This is a genomic window from Actinomadura bangladeshensis (genome assembly GCF_004348335.1).
Lineage (GTDB): Bacteria > Actinomycetota > Actinomycetes > Streptosporangiales > Streptosporangiaceae > Spirillospora > Spirillospora bangladeshensis.
Genome location: NZ_SMJW01000001.1, coordinates 41409 through 55969 on the forward strand (window position 1 = coordinate 41409; position 14561 = coordinate 55969).

The 14561-nt window shown below is 72.8% G+C and carries 15 protein-coding genes; 7 read left to right on the forward strand and 8 right to left on the reverse strand.

All coding sequences use genetic code 11. From position 1 onward, the window contains the following. The first annotated feature begins 32 nt into the window (after window positions 1-32). The gene (locus tag E1284_RS00210; protein ID WP_131935831.1) at window positions 33-1586 is read left to right on the forward strand and encodes an AMP-binding protein; all 1554 of its coding nucleotides are present in this window, start codon (window positions 33-35) and stop codon (window positions 1584-1586) included. Here the strand turns inward: E1284_RS00210 and E1284_RS00215 are convergent. Continuing rightward, the gene (locus tag E1284_RS00215) at window positions 1565-2269 is read right to left on the reverse strand and encodes a crotonase/enoyl-CoA hydratase family protein (RefSeq protein WP_165965059.1); all 705 of its coding nucleotides are present in this window, start codon (window positions 2267-2269) and stop codon (window positions 1565-1567) included. The two genes, E1284_RS00210 and E1284_RS00215, sit on opposite strands and share 22 nt — an antisense overlap. A gap of 50 nt (window positions 2270-2319) precedes the next feature. Between E1284_RS00215 and E1284_RS00220 the strand changes: the two genes are divergently transcribed. Continuing rightward, window positions 2320-2985 (forward strand): alpha/beta fold hydrolase, encoded by a 666-nt coding sequence (locus E1284_RS00220; RefSeq protein ID WP_131935833.1) that lies wholly within the window; start codon window positions 2320-2322, stop codon window positions 2983-2985. A 30-nt stretch (window positions 2986-3015) separates the two neighbouring features. Here the strand turns inward: E1284_RS00220 and E1284_RS00225 are convergent, their stop codons facing one another. Further along, on the reverse strand, window positions 3016-3573 hold the full coding sequence (locus tag E1284_RS00225; RefSeq protein WP_165965060.1) for a nuclear transport factor 2 family protein: 558 nt from the start codon (window positions 3571-3573) through the stop codon (window positions 3016-3018). Window positions 3574-3751: 178 nt separating this feature from the next. On the opposite strand from E1284_RS00225, the gene E1284_RS00230 reads away from it, so the two are divergent. Continuing rightward, window positions 3752-4573 carry an SDR family NAD(P)-dependent oxidoreductase gene (locus tag E1284_RS00230; RefSeq protein WP_131935835.1) on the forward strand — a complete coding sequence of 274 codons (822 nt, stop codon included), beginning with the start codon at window positions 3752-3754 and terminating at the stop codon, window positions 4571-4573. 30 nt (window positions 4574-4603) lie between these two features. After that, window positions 4604-5056 carry a nuclear transport factor 2 family protein gene (locus E1284_RS00235; RefSeq protein WP_131935836.1) on the forward strand — a complete coding sequence of 151 codons (453 nt, stop codon included), beginning with the start codon at window positions 4604-4606 and terminating at the stop codon, window positions 5054-5056. Window positions 5057-5114: 58 nt separating this feature from the next. On the opposite strand, the gene E1284_RS00240 is transcribed toward E1284_RS00235, so the two are convergent. After that, window positions 5115-6152: a VOC family protein gene (locus E1284_RS00240; RefSeq protein WP_131935837.1), complete on the reverse strand. Its 1038-nt coding sequence runs from the start codon at window positions 6150-6152 to the stop codon at window positions 5115-5117. Between the two features lie 141 nt (window positions 6153-6293). On the opposite strand from E1284_RS00240, the gene E1284_RS00245 reads away from it, so the two are divergent. Beyond that, window positions 6294-7109 carry a phytanoyl-CoA dioxygenase family protein gene (locus E1284_RS00245; RefSeq protein WP_165965061.1) on the forward strand — a complete coding sequence of 272 codons (816 nt, stop codon included), beginning with the start codon at window positions 6294-6296 and terminating at the stop codon, window positions 7107-7109. Then, a complete protein-coding gene (locus tag E1284_RS00250; RefSeq protein ID WP_131935839.1) occupies window positions 7106-7984 on the forward strand; it encodes an SDR family oxidoreductase in 879 nt (292 codons plus the stop codon). The genes E1284_RS00245 and E1284_RS00250 overlap by 4 nt, the downstream gene beginning before the upstream one ends. 20 nt (window positions 7985-8004) lie before the next feature. Here E1284_RS00250 and E1284_RS00255 read toward each other — a convergent pair whose 3' ends face one another. From E1284_RS00255 to E1284_RS00275, 5 genes are all read right to left on the reverse strand, one after another. After that, complete coding sequence (locus tag E1284_RS00255) at window positions 8005-9015, reverse strand: acyl-CoA dehydrogenase family protein (RefSeq protein ID WP_131935840.1); 1011 nt, start codon at window positions 9013-9015, stop codon at window positions 8005-8007. Next, window positions 9012-10175, reverse strand: coding sequence for an acyl-CoA dehydrogenase family protein (locus E1284_RS00260; RefSeq protein WP_243714165.1), 1164 nt, complete (start codon window positions 10173-10175; stop codon window positions 9012-9014). Before E1284_RS00260 ends, E1284_RS00255 begins: the two co-directional genes overlap by 4 nt. A gap of 56 nt (window positions 10176-10231) precedes the next feature. Next, window positions 10232-11143 carry a TIGR03619 family F420-dependent LLM class oxidoreductase gene (locus E1284_RS00265; protein ID WP_131935841.1) on the reverse strand — a complete coding sequence of 304 codons (912 nt, stop codon included), beginning with the start codon at window positions 11141-11143 and terminating at the stop codon, window positions 10232-10234. A 288-nt stretch (window positions 11144-11431) separates the two neighbouring features. Further along, complete coding sequence (locus E1284_RS00270) at window positions 11432-12283, reverse strand: MaoC family dehydratase (protein ID WP_131935842.1); 852 nt, start codon at window positions 12281-12283, stop codon at window positions 11432-11434. Between the two features lie 11 nt (window positions 12284-12294). After that, window positions 12295-13191, reverse strand: coding sequence for an SDR family oxidoreductase (locus E1284_RS00275; protein ID WP_131935843.1), 897 nt, complete (start codon window positions 13189-13191; stop codon window positions 12295-12297). Between the two features lie 161 nt (window positions 13192-13352). Here E1284_RS00275 and E1284_RS00280 point away from each other — a divergent pair, with 161 nt between their 5' ends. Beyond that, on the forward strand, window positions 13353-14474 hold the full coding sequence (locus tag E1284_RS00280; protein WP_131935844.1) for an acyl-CoA dehydrogenase family protein: 1122 nt from the start codon (window positions 13353-13355) through the stop codon (window positions 14472-14474). The last annotated feature ends 87 nt before the right edge of the window (window positions 14475-14561 follow it).

Sequence of the window (14561 nt, forward strand, 5' to 3'; positions counted from 1 at the left end):
CGGAACCCGACGCAGACCCACCGAGGAGCTCCATGGCGACCCGTCCCGACACCACCCTGTGCCTGCACGACATCCAGGAGGAGCAGGCCCGCTCGAGCCCGGGCGTCTGTGCCGTCGTCGAGGACGGCGTCCGGTTCGATCACCGGACCGCGCACCAGCGGGTGCTGCGGCTGACCACCGTGCTGAGGGCCGCCGGCGTGGGACCGGGCGACCGGATCGCCTGGCTGGGGCCGAACTCGTTCCGCGTCGTCGAACTCATGGTCGCCGCCGGGCGTCTGAGGGCGATGGTGTGCCCGCTGAACTGGCGCCAGTCGACCGAGGAGCTCGAGTTCGTCCTCGCCGACCTCGCCCCGACCGTCGTGGTCCACTTCCCCGAGGGCGGGTCCGGGGAACCAGGCCCCCGGCTACGGACGGCCGCCGCCGCTGCCACCTGGTACGCCGTCGACGGGTCCGCCGAGGGTTACGAGTCCGTGGTCGCTGCCGCCGGGCCGGACCTCGGCCCGGCGCAGCGCGACCCGTCCGCCCCCGTACTGATCATGTACACCGCGGCGCACGAGGGCCGGCCCAACGGCGCCTTGATGACCCACCAGGGCCTGATCGCCGCCGGGGTCGTGCACGCCGTCATGCACGGCGCCTTCGACGGCGGCCGGCCCGTCTTCCTCGCCGCCCTGCCGCTCTACCACATCGCTACCTTCATGGGGTGCCTGTCGACCCTGCTGCTCGGCGGGACCGTGGTCTACCTCCCCCGCGCCTCCGCCGAGGACATCGGCCGGCTGCTGGCGAGCGAACAGTGCACCTGGGCGTACCTCACCGGCCCGATCGTCGGACAGGTGGCCGAGGCGGTCGAGATGGCCGGGAGCAGCCTCCCGTCCTTCCGGACCCCGGCGGCGTACGTCGCCGCGGACCCCCGCTGGGCCTCGCTGGGGACCCCGTCGCAGGCTCCCTGGTCGCTCCATCCCGGCGCCTTCGGACAGACGGAGCTCACCGGCATCGTGACCTACACCGCGCTGGCCGTCGGGGCCGAGGGGGCCGCGGGTCGTCCGTCGCCGTGGTCCCTGGTCCGGGTCGTCGACACCGACGACGAGGACGTCCCGCAGGGCGAACCGGGCGAGATCATAGTCCGCGGCGTCACCGCCGGTGCGGGCTACTGGAACCGGGACGAGGTCAACACCCGGCGCAGCCGCGGCGGATGGTGGCACACCGGCGACCTGGGCCGGCGGGAGTCCGACGGCTCGCTGAGCTTCATCGGTCCGAAGACCCGGATGGTCAAGTCCGGCAAGGAGAACATCTACCCCGCCGAGGTCGAGCGCTGCCTGCGCGAGCACCCCGCGATCGCCGATGTCGCGGTCCTCGGTGTTCCGGACCCGGTGTGGGAGCAGTCCGTCAAGGCGGTCGTCGTGCTCGCTGCTGGCGCGACACTGACCGAGGACGAGGTCGTCGCACACTGCCGCGAGCGCATCGCGTCCTACAAGAAGCCGCGCCACGTGGTGTTCGCGGCCGATCTCCCCCGCAAGGACGGGAGGGTCGACCGCGACGAACTCGACCATCTCTACGGCGGCGGGGGTTACCCCGGCGTCGGGGCCTGATCGCGCCGGCGGCTCGTCGCCCGCTCCACCTCATCGAGGATCGGGGCGACGACGAGCCGCCGGGTCCGCAGATAGGACCGCCGGTCCAGGCCGCCCAGCGCGGCCGCACGCTCGGTCGCCACGTCGAGGAGTGCGTCGGGCTCCACCACCTCGTCGAGGTAGCCGGCCTCGAGCGCTCCCGCACTGTCGTACAGGGTGGCCCCGATCGTCGCCGGGACGAAGTCCCGCGGTGCGAGCCTCGCCCGGGCGGCGGCGACGGCGAGCGGGAACAGGGGAAGGCCGATCTGGACCTCGTTGAAGCCGATGCGGCTGGGCACCCGGGCGCCGACGCGCGCGTCGGCGACCAGGAGGAACAGGGCACCCGCTGCCACCGCGTGCCCGGGACATGCGACGACCAGCGGGACGGGCAGGTCCATCATCTGCCGGTACAGGTCGGTCACCCGCCGCAGGTTGCCGGACACCACGCTCCGGTCCGCGCCCAGCATCACGCTGCGGTCGAGGCCTGCGGTGAGGCAGCCGGGGCGCCCCGTGAGGACGACCGCGTCGGCACCGGCCGACGCGGACTCCAGCGCGCCCTGGATCGCGCCGATCATGTCGAGGGTCAGGGCGTTGACCTTGCCGTCGTCGATCCGGACGACCGCGACGGCCTCGTCGATCTGCACCGTCACCGCATCGCTCGTCATGGTCGTCCTCTCCATGGCACACTGCCGAATAATTCTGATAAGAATACAGGATGACGTCAGACAACCACCTCCCGGACGGGAGTGACCCCGGGAGCGCCACGACCCCGACTCTGGTGCTCGTCCACGGGTTCGCCGACACCGTCGCCGCCTGGGACCCGCTCGTCACGGCCCTGGGCAACGACGCGACCGCCCACCGGTGGGACCTCCCCGGCCACGGCTCCCGCGCCGCGGACCCCGACGGCCTCGACCGCGACGAGGCGGTGGCCGAGATCGCCGAACGGCTGCGCGCGGTCGGCGGTCCGATCCACCTCGTCGGCCACTCCCTCGGCGGCTATCTCGCCATGACCCTCACGATCCGCCACCCGGAGCTGGTCGGCTCGCTCTCGCTCCTGTCCTCGGGCCCCGGGTTCCGCGACCCCGGGGCCCGGGCGGACTGGAACCGCTACATGGACCGGATCGCCGAGAAGGCCGCCATGCCGGTCGCGACGGCCGGGCTCGGCCACCAGCCCGATTCCTTCGTCATGGACCATGTGCGCGAGATCGCCTGCCCCGTGCTGCAGATCCTCGGCTCGGAGGACCGGCGGTACTCCGCGGGTGCGGCCTACCTCCAGCGGGTGCTTCCGGACAGCCGGCTGCTCACCGTCGAGGGAGCCGGGCACCATCCGCAGCGAAGCCACCCCGCGGTCGTGGCGGACGCGCTGCTCGGGCGGGCGTAGCCTCCGCGCCGGTCGTGGCGGGGCGGCCCGTCAGGGCCGGCCGCCCTCCCGGTGGAGCCCTGGCCGGTACGACGGGTCGGACCGGTCGCGCGCGCCCTGCGGCGACCTCTCCCAGCCAGGGAAGCGCGCCTCGACCAGACGGACGGAGTCCCAGTCGCGCACCGCGAACCGCTCCGCGATGCGCCAGCCCACGTCGCGCCGCTCGTAGCGCTCGGCGTAGCGGCCGCCGACGGAGGTCAGGTAGCGATCGCCACCTCGCCTGGTCAATGTGTACTCGAGGAAGTACGCCTCGGAGTACGCCACGTCGCCGTCGAGGTCTATCCACTGGTTGGTCAGGTGGTGCTGCTGGCTCTCCACCACGTCGAGCGCCGGGTCGGCGTCGCCGATGCCCACCCGGTCGGTCGGCGGGTCCGCGAACAGCCAGTCCACCCAGTCGGGACCGGTACCGGCGAAGTGGCCGTGCACGATGTGGGAGTCCTCGTGGAACGCCGACACCGCCACCGGCCGGTCCCGCCGGTCCAGACCACGGCAGTAGCGTTGCAGCGCGTCGCGGATCTCGAGCCGGCTGACGGCCTCGTTGCTGTCCATCAGGACCCCCTCCCCCGTCGTCCGACGGGCGTCGCTCCGTTGACGCATCGAGCGTCCGATATCTTATACTGTTTAGACGATCCTTCCCCCTGCGCACACCGTCCTGTCCGGACTCGTCCGACCGCGATCGCCGTCGACGGTTCGTGGCGGTGGCACCCCGACGAGAACGGAACCGTCCATGACACCGGCCGAGCTCTTCTCCATCCCCCACGAGCGCGTCGTCGTGACCGGCGCCGGATCCGGGATCGGGAGGGCGGTCGCCCGTGTCCTCGCCGAGGCCGGGGTCTCGGTGTACGCCCTCGGCCGACGGGCCGAGGCCCTCGACGAGACCGCGGCGCTGGCGTCGACCGCGCCCGGGAAGGTCACGGCGGTGCCGTGCGACGTGACCCGGCCCGGCGAGGTCGACGCCGCCTTCGCGCGGGTCGAGCAGGACGGGGTGGCGACCGGACTGGTCAACGCGGCGGCCCAGATGGTGAAGTCGCCGGCGCGGAGCATGACGGCGCACATGTTCCAGCAGGTCGTGGGCTCCACCCTGTTCGGCGGGTTCAACGTCGTGCACCGCTGGGCCCGGCCGCTGCTCGACGGCGGTCAGCACGGCTCCGCAGTCATGATCACCAGTAACTCCGCCTCCCGCGGGACGCCGGGTGTCTCCCACTCCTCCGCGGGGAAGGCCGGGATCGAGTCGCTCACCCAGTCGCTCGCCCGCGAGTGGGGACCCCACGGCATCCGGATCAACGCCGTCGGTCCCGGCGCCTTCCCGGTCGAGAAGTCCCGGGAGGCCTGGAGCGACCCCGTGGTGGCCGCGCGCATGCAGGAGGCGATCGCGCTGGGCCGCTTCGGCGAACTCCACGAGATCGTCGCGCCCATCGTGTTCTTCCTGAGCCGGGGCGGAGGCTACGTCACGGGCCAGCGCCTGCGGGTCGACGGTGGGCTCGGCCTGACCCGGTGGAGCCTCACCCAGGACGACATCGAGTCGGGGATCAACAACAGCTACACCTGACCGCCCGCCGCCGACCGGAGGCCTTCGACGATGACCGACCCGACCGGAGCGTCCGCCCGGCTCGCCGACCGCGAGCGGATCAGGGACCTCGCCGTCACCTACTGCTTCGCCCTCGACGACGAGGACCCGGAATTGATGAAGTCGGTGTTCTGGCCCGACGCCCACGACGACCACGAGCCGATGTTCAGTGGCCCGGCATGGGAGTTCGCGGACCGCTTCGTGGCCTTCCGCGACAGCGTGCGTCCCACCACGCACTTCGTCCTCAACCACGTGATCCGCTTCGGTGACGATCCGCACGAGGCCACCGGCCGGCTGTACGGCGGGGGGTTCCAGTTCGTCGCCGCCGAGCCCGCCCGGGGTCCCCGCGTCGTGATCGGTACCTACACCGACCGCTACCAACGGCGGGAGGGCGAGTGGCGCATCCTCGAGCGCCGGTTCAGGTACACGGGCACCGTCCGGGGAACGGCCCCGCCCCGGGGCTGAGGCGGGGCCGGGCGGCGCAGGTCCCGTCAGGACGCGGGCGCCGGCGGGTCGGCCGCGTTCACGACCGCGCTTCCCCGCCCTGCCGGACGGCACGGGCCTCGGAGAACGCCTCGTCCGGCCACGGGGTGTCGCGGGCCCCGGTGTGCGGGGCCTGCTCGATCAGTTCGTAGGCGATGCCGTCGGGGCCGCGGAACTGCGCGCAGGTCCGGGTCCGCCCGTCGCCGAGGTCCCACGTCTCGGGGTCGTGGACCTGTGCCCGCAGGTCGTCGGGCACCTGCTCGCGCAGGGCTGCCACCGCCGCCTCGATGTCGTCGACCTCGAAGGCGAGCCGCTGGATCCCGACGTTGAAGGGCGACGTGTACGGCTCCCCCACCACCCCCGGCTCGAACCAGTTGACGATGTCGATGGAGAACCGCCGGTCGCCGCGGTGCCAGAGGAAGGCGGCGTCGAACCGGCCGCTGTCGGCACCGAGCCCGAACCCGATCGGGGAGACCGTCCTCTCCGACGTCAGCCGCTTGACGTAGTCGAGCCCGACGACCTCCTGCAGGAACCGGCGCGACCCGTCGACATCCCGGCTGACGATGTTGACGTGGTAGAGCTGGTCCGGGAGGTCGGTTCGGCGCGGCGACGGCCGCGCCGTCGTCTGCACCGCGGCCCCGTCGGGATCCGGGCAGACGAAGCTGCGGCCCTCGGTGCCCCCGGGCACGCAGATCCCGTGACCTCGGGGCGGCAGGAAGGACCTGTGTCCGGCCTCGACGGCCTGCTCGTACCGCCCATCGACGTCGTTGGTCAGCACGCACATCCGGTACAGGCCCTGGTGGAAGAACGACGGATAGGCCTGTCCCGAGGGCGCCGGCGACGTCCACTGGACGAGGTGCACGCTCACCCCGGGCTGCGTCGACGAGGCATCCGCGAGCAGAGCGCCTTTGAAGCCGCCCTCCTCCACACCGAACGCCCGGAAGGGCTGCGCCGGAGCGTCGGTGCGCGCGTACACCCGTAGCGGGGTCAGCGACTCGTAGAAGTCGGTCGACTTGTCCAGATCGGACACGTTGACCGTGATCTCCAGGACGCGATTGACATGATGCCGAAGAACCACGTTGTTGCTCCGTTCTCTCGCGGCGCCCTGCCCGGAAACGTGCTTGACGGCACGGGATTCGCGACTAGAGTTTCTTATCATATTCAGATCCGGGCCGCTCGGACGATCAGCCCCCCGTCTCGTCTACGGAGGTTCCGCACCATGCACAGCCCGGCAACCGGCATCCGGCCGATCACCGAGGAACACGCTGCCGCCTACCGCGAGAACGGGTGGGTCAAGGTGCCCGGCTTTGTCGACCCGGACACGGCCGGGGGGATGCTCGAGGTCGCCCGACGATACGCCGCCGGGGATGTCACCACGTCCCACCGCGACCTCGCGATGTGGCGCGAGTGGCGCTTCGTGGCCCGCGACGACGCCGCTGAACCCTTCCGCTCCCTCGCCTACGCCCCGCGGAGCGGCCACGCCGTCTCGCGGCTGGAGGGGCACGGCGGGGGCATCCGCTACTGGAACGACATGATCACCTGCAAGCGCCCGTCGGTCGCGAAGAACGGCAGCTCGGCGACCGGGTGGCACCAGGACTTCCCCAACCACCCGATCGACCGGGTGGGCGGCGCGACGGTCTGGATCGCTCTCGATGACGTGGTGCCCGAGCAGGGCTCGATGAGCTTCCTCTCCGGCTCCCAGCGGGCCGGCCCGCTGGGCCGGACCTACAGCAGCGGCGCCCGGACCGGGGGCCTCGACCTCCGCGAGCAGTACCCGTGGCTGTCCGAGCGGTTCCCGGTCTCGCCGCCACTGGCCCTGCAGCCCGGGGACGCCACCTTCCACCATCCGCTCACCGTGCACGGTGCGGGAGCCAACCTGACCGACCGGCCACGCTGGTCGTTCATCGTCATGTACGTCCCCGCCGACTCGGTCTACACCGGGGCGACGTACCCGGCAACCGACGATCTCGGGCTCCACCCGGGCGCTCCGTTCGACCACCCGGCGTTCCCCGTCGTCTGGGAGGGCGACCGTTGAGTACCGGGACCGTGCTCGTCACCGGCGCGCTGGGCGGCATGGGTGAGGCCAGCTGCAGACGCCTCGCGACCCGGTACCCCCACCTCCTGCTGACCGACCGTGACGAGGGGCGGCTGGCTACTGCCGCGCAGCAGGTGCGCGAGCTCGGCGCCCGGTGCGACGTCGTGGGCGGCGACCTCGCCGAGCCCGCGGCGATCACCCGGATCGGCGAGTTCGTCGGGGAGCACGGAGGGTTGCGGGCCCTGGTCCACACCGCGGCCGTGTCTCCGTCCATGGCGGACTGGAAAACGCTGCTGACCGTCGACCTGCTGGGCACGATCCGGTTGCTGGACACCGTGTTCCCCCATACCGGCCCCGGATCCGTAGCCGTCTGTTTCGCCTCGATCGCAGCGCACATGGGCCGGCCCGTGCCCGGCCCGGTCGCCGCCGAGCTCGCCGGGCCGCTCGACGAGACCGTCGTCGAGCGCATCGCCGCCGCAGCCGGCACCGAGCCGAGCACCGGCACGGCCTACATCTGGGCCAAGTCGGCCGTCGTCACGCTCTGCGAGCGTCTGGCCGGATCGTGGGGACGGCGCGGTGCGCGGATCGTGTCCCTGTCCCCCGGGCTGATCGACACGCCGATGGGGCGCCTCGAGCTCGCGGAGAACGAGCAGAAGAAGACCCAGCTCGAGGTAACCCCCCTGCGCGGCGACGCGGCGGGCCGCCGTTCCGACCTCCCGGGCCGCACGGACGACATCGCCGCGGCGGTCGACTTCCTCTGCTCCGCGGACGCGTCCTTCCTCAACGGGATCGACCTCCGCCTCGACGGCGGGTTCATCGGGGTGTGGCGGCACGAGCTCGGCCGCGACCACCGCGTCCGGCCGGCCGTCGGCTGACGGCCGGCCGGACGCGGTGGTCATTCGCCGCCGACCAGCAGGGGCCAGATCCCCGCCGGGCCCGCGGCCAGCGCCAGGTCACCGAGCTGCTCGTGCCAGACCGACTCCGCGCCGTCCTCGTCCCGCCAGGCCCACAGCCGGGTCGTGGCCAGCCGGAGGTCGTGCTCCCGGGTGAACCCGAGCGCACCGTGGACCTGGTGCGCGATCCGGGCGATCTCCCCCGCGGCCTCACCGGTCCGGGCCTTGGCCGCGGCGATCGCCGTCGAGGCCCCTCCGATGCCGTCCCGGTCGGCTGCCAGCGCGGCGGCCGACGCGCTCGCCTCGGCCGCGGCGACCTCGGCCGCGGCCAACGCCAGCATCTGCTGGACGGCCTGCAGCTTCGCGATGGGCCGGCCGAACTGCACCCGCTCGGTGGCGTAACGGGCAGCCATCTCCAGCGCACACCACCCCGCCCCGGCGAGGAGGAGGGACCGGCCCAGCGCTGCGCGCAGGCGGAACTCCTCCAGCGCGCCGGCGGGCAGCGGCGCGGCCAGGACCGGCACGTCCCGTAGCTCGAGATCGTCCCGGGGTTCCTCGGCGAGGTTCACCCCCTCCACCACGCGGATCCCGGCCGCACCGGTGGTGACCAGGACCACCTGGTCGCCGACCGGGGCCACGACCGCCGACACCGCCCGCCCCCACGGAACCCGGCTCAGCACGCCGGTCGCCCGTCCGCCGACCAGCGACACGTCGGCCGGACCGACGGCCGACAGCGGTCCGCCGGGGAGCTTCAGCCCGGCCGCGTGCGCCAGCCAGCCCGCCATCAGGTCCGTCTCGACCAGCGGCACCCGGGCGGCGAAGCGGCCTGCCGAGCGCAGCACTGCGGCGGCGTCGGCGAAGGACCCCTCCGACCCGCCCGCGGACTCGGGCAGCGTGAGCCGTGCGAGCCCCGTCTCCTCGCAGGTCCGCCACAGGTCCGCGTCCAGCCCCTCGCCGGCGGCGTCCCAGGCGTCGCCGAACACGGTTTCCACCATCTCGAGCAGCTCGTTCATCGCAGTCCCAGCCCTCGTGCCACGATCCCGCGCAGGATCTCGTTCGTGCCGCCGCGCAGGGTGAAGCCCGGGCTGTGCCGCACGGCGTCGGCCATCATCCGGGGCAGCCCGCCCTCCGCAGCGGGATCCGGGAGCACCGGGACGAGGGACCGCGCGACGTCGATCACCTCGGACTCGAAGCGGGTGCCGAGGTCCTTCACCACGGCCGCCGCGGTCTCCGGCGCGGCGCCGGCGTCGAGCGCCCCCGCGACGGCCACCGACATCCGGCGCAGGGTCCAGTAGTGCGCCACCAGCCGGCCGAGATCACGACGACGGCCCCGGTCCGGTTCGCTCTCGGCGAGTGCCCCGGCGACCGCCGCGAACAGGGGGAAGGTCGACAGGTAACGCTCCGGACCGGAACGCTCGAAGGCGAGCTCCGAGGTGACCTGGTGCCAACCCTGACCCAGCTCGCCCAGCACCATGGAGTCCGGCACGAACACGCCGTCGAACACCACCTCGTTGAAATGGTGCGCCCCGGTGAGCAGCGGGATCGGGCGTACGGCGACCCCGGGCGAATGCAGGTCGACTATCAGCTGCGACAGCCCGGAGTGCCGGTTGCCCTCCTCGGCCGGAGCCGTGCGGACGAGGGCGAAGAAGGCGTGCGCGTGGTGCGCGCCGGAGGTCCAGACCTTCGTCCCCGTCAGCTCCCAGCCGCCGTCGACCCGGACCGCCCGCGACCGGACGGAGGCCAGGTCGGAGCCGGAGTCCGGCTCGGACATCCCGATCCCGAAGTAGATCTCGCCGGACGCGATGCCGGGGAGATAGCGCTCCCGCTGCTCCTCCGTGCCGAACCGCAGCAGCGACGGCGCGATCTGCCGGTCCGCGATCCAGTGGGCGGCGACGGGCGCGCCGGCGGCCAGCAGCTCCTCGGTCACGACGTACCGGTCGAGGGCCCCCCGGCCGTGGCCGCCGTACTCGGTCGGGATCGTCATCCCGAGCCAGCCGCGGCGGCCGAGCTCCTTGCTGAAGCGCTCGTCCCAGCCCGAGAGCCAGGAGTCGACCCGGGGCCGCCAGTGGCCGTGGGCCTGCTCCTCGGCCAGGAAGGTCCGGACCTCGGCTCGCAGCTCGGCGGCCCCCGGGGGGAGCCCGACCGGCGGTGGCGTCATCTCCGATTGTTTCACCACGTGCTCATTCGCCTTCTCTTCGTCGCGGACAGGACCGGGCGGTGCGGCGCTCGTCACGCGTCCCGGAAAGCGGGGGCCAGCCGGGCCGCGAACGACTCGACGGCGGACACCATCGTCGACAGGTCGAGCGCCTCCCCGCCCCCGACGTGGCGTTCGGTCGAGTCCCCCCGTGCCGAGACCGCCCACGGCTGCACGATGATGTCGGTGACGCCGAGCTCCGTCCACTCCTCGACGTCCTCGACCGACCCGAGCGCGGGCACGCTCGCCACGATCCGGAACCCTTCGGGGTCGCGGCCGTGCTCCTCGAGCCGCTCCCGCAGCGCGGCGGCGATGCGCCGCCCCCGGTCGGCGTCGGGGAACACCCCGATCCAGCCGTCGCACAGGGCGGCCGCGCGGCGCAGCGCCGGTTCGGAGTACCCCCCGCACCACAGCGGCACGGGCGAGGCCGGCGCGGGCAGCATCCGGACGCCGGCGAAGTCGTAGTGGTGCCCGTGGTACTCGGTCCAGTCGCCGGACCAGAGCGCCCGCATCACGTCGATCATCTCGTCGAGGCGCCGGCCTCGGTTGCCGAACGCCTGGCCGGTCAGGTCGTACTCCTCGCGCATCCAGCCGACCCCCACCCCCAGCGCGACCCGGTCGGGCGCCAGCGCGGCCAGCGTGCCGACCTGCTTGGCCAGGGAGAACACATCCCGGGCCGGCGCGACGCACACCGAGGACCCGAAACGCAGCCTGCGGGTGCGCGCGGCGAGGGCGGCGGCGGTCACCCAGATGTCGGGGAACGGGACGGCACCGGGCCATGGCGGGGTGCCGTCCTCGGAGTACGGGTAGCGCGAGGCGGTCTCCCGGACGGAGAAGAGGTGGTCCGCCAGGAGCAGCCCCTCGTAGCCCAGCTCATCGAGGGCCTCCGCGACGGGGAGGTAGTGCTCGACCGGCGCGTAGACCATTGATGTCCAGAACCTCATCATCACCTCCGTGCCGCGGGACCGGCCCGCCGCATCCCCCGGCCTTGCGGGCGCTCTGCCCCGGGTGACGGCGATGGTCTCCCCCGTCACGTACCGGGCGCCGGCGTGCGAGCGACCCTGGCCGCGCGCCCCGCCGCTGCTGAACGCTCGTCCCCGCTCAGCAGCCGGAACATGGCATCGTGAATCTTATCATATTTCCGGACGATCGGGGGCTCCTGGAGGAGCACCTGCGGTCGGGCGAGGACCGGCAGGCGCCCGGGAGGGAGCACCCGCGTGCCCGCTCCCGGCCCCTCACCGCGGTCCGGCCGTCAGGAACCTCCCCGCGATGACCAGCTGCTCCTCGTCGCGGCGGCCCTCGAACACCGCCACCCCGGGCTCGGTCGCCCAGATCGAGATCACCAGGTCGTCGCCCGGGAAGACCGGGGCGACGAAGCGGGCGGTCAGCTCGCCGAAGGCGTCGGCGTCTCCCCCGCACACCTGCTGCAGCAGTGCCCGGCCGACCATTCCGTAGGTGCACAGGCCGTGCAGGATCGGCCGTTCGAACCCGGCGGCCCGGGCGAACTCCGGGTTGGAGTGCAGAGGGTTGCGGTCACCCGACAAGCGGTAGATCAGCGCCTGGTTGTCGGCCACGTGCCGCGTCACGACGTGGTCCGGCTTGCGCTCGGGCGGCGTGGCCGGCGGCTGGGACGGCCCCCGGTCGCCTCCCCAGCCGCCGTCGCCGCGGATGAAGGCCACCGACCGGTTCGTGAAGACGGGCGCACCCGTGGCCGGGTCGGTCGCCCTGATCTCGGTCTCGACGGCCGCCCCGGACCCCTTGTCGTAGACCCCGAGGATCGTGGAGCTGTACTCGATCGTGCCCGCCGCCGGGATCGCCGAGTGGACGATGGTGGTCTGCGAGCCGTGGACGAGCTTGCGCCGGTCGTAGTCCCCCATCGCCGCGGCGATCTCGGGGCCCGGCACGGCGAGGACGACGCCCATCGTCGGCACGGCCCTGGGCTCGACCCCCCGCATATCGTCGGTGGAGAAGGCCAGCTCATCGACGCCGCAGCCGATGCCCAGCGCGTAGACGACGGAGTCGGTACTGCTCCAGGTGCGCGTGGCGGTCGACGACGTGAATCCGGCGGCGTCGCGGTTGACTCCCATGTGCCGCCCCGTCAGCCCGGCTGTCCGGCGGAGGTGCCGGCCAGGCGCTCGATCTCCTTCGCCAGGGCGGAGGGCTCCCACCGCGAGTCCGACTCGACCCGCGACTCGACCGACCACGACTTGTACAGCTTGACCGTCCCACCGGCGACCCAGAACACCCGGCCGGTGACGGTCGACTCCGGAGCAGCGAGCGCCACGACCAGCGGCGAGATGTTCGCGGGATCCCACGGGTCGAACTCGCCCTCCGCGGCCGCCGGCATCAGCGCGTCGACCTTGGGGGTCTGGGCGATCAGCCGGGTCCGGGCGGCGGGGGCGATGGCGTTCACCCGTACCCCGTACCGGCTCAGCTCCTTGGCGGCGATCTCGGTGAGGGTGGCGATGCCGGACTTCGCGGCGCCGTAGTTCGCCTGGCCGGGGTTGGAGTGCAGGCCCGACGTCGAACTGGTGTTGATCACCGAGGCCCGCACCTGCTCCCCGGCCTTGCTGCGCGCCCGCCAGTGGCCGGCGGCGAAGTGCAACGGCGCGAAATGTCCCTTGAGGTGCACCCGGAGGACCGAGTCCCAGTCGTCCTCCGTCATCTGGGCGAGGACCTTGTCGCGCAGGATGCCGGCGTTGTTCACCAGGACGTCGACACGCCCGAACGCCTCGACGGCCTGGGCGATCATCCGCTCGGCGCCCGCCCAGTCGGCGACGTCGTCGCCGTTCACCACGGCTTCGCCCCCGAGCGCCCGGATCTCCTCGACCACCTGCTCGGCGGCCGTCGGGTCGCCCCCGGAGCCGTCACTGGCGCCGCCGAGGTCGTTCACCACGACCTTGGCCCCCTCCTTGGCGAAGAGCAGTGCGTGCTCGCGCCCGATGCCGCGGCCGGCACCCGTGATCACTGCGACCTGGTCGTCCAGATTCCCCATTGCCGTCCACTCGTCAGGGCGGCGCGCACTCCGGCGTGCCGCGGGATCGATCGCTCGAACCCGGGCCTTGCGGGCAGGAGCTCGTCCTGAATATTATCAGATTTGGAAAGCCTGTGGTAGCACCGGCGCCACCACCGTCACCCCCCACACGTGAGGTCGTCATGGAGTTCGTCTACACCCAGGAGCAGGCCGATCTGAGGACGTCGCTGCGCAAGTTTCTCGCGGCCAGATCTCCGGAGGCCGAGGTGCGGCGGGTAATGGAGACCGAGCTGGGCCACGACCCGGACGTGTGGAACACCCTCACCTCCGAGCTCGGGCTCACCGCCCTCGCCGTTCCCGAGGAGTTCGGCGGGCTGGGCTTCACCTTCCTGGAGCTGTCGATCGCGTTCGAGGAGATGGGGCGGGCCTTGCTGTGCGCGCCCTTCCTCTCCGCGTGCGTGGCGTCGACCGCCCTGATCGCCTCCGGCGACCGGGCCGCCCAGGCGGACCTGCTCCCCGGGATCGCCGAGGGCACCACCCTGGCGACACTGGCGTACATGGAGTCCCCCCAGGACTGGGCCGGGACGACCGTGGCGTGCCGGGCGACCGCGACGTCCGGCGGGTACCGGGTCAGCGGAACCAAGCGGTTCGTCCTCGACGGACCTGTGGCCGACCTGCTCCTCGTCGTCGCCGACACCGACAGCGGGCCGACCCTCTTCGCGGTCGCTGCCGACGATGCCCGCCGGACACCGATCGAGACGCTGGACCCCACCCGTCGCTTTGCGGACGTGACCCTCGAGGACACGCCCGGACATCTGGTCGGCGAGCCCGGCGGAGCACCCGCCGCCCTGTCCGCTGCGCTCGACGTGGCCGCGGCCGCGCTGGCCGCGGAGCAGGTGGGCGGTGCCCAGCGGGTCCTGGACATGAGCGTCGAGTACGCCGGGGTGCGCGTGCAGTTCGGTCGGCCCATCGGCGGGTTCCAGGCCATCAAGCACAAGTGCGCGAACATGTTCCTCGCGGTCGAGGGCGCGCGGGCCGCCGCCCAGCACGCCGCTTGGGTCGCCACCAATGATCCCGCCTCGCTTCCGATCGCCGCCAGCCTCGCCCAGGCCGTCTGCTCGGAGACCTACTCGACCGCCGCCGAGGAGAACATTCAGATCCACGGCGGCATCGGCTTCACCTGGGAGCACCCGGCGCACCTGTACTTCCGACGGGCCAAGAGCAGCGAGATCCTGTTCGGCGACAGCGTCTACCACCGGGGCCTGCTGGCCCGGCGGCTCGCGGTGGTGCCCACGCCGGCCTGACCGCGCCGGCCGCAGCAGCGTCACTGAGCCGCCGGCGAGCGGCCGGGCGTGAAGGAGGCGGGCATCCTCGTATCCGATCTCGCGCCG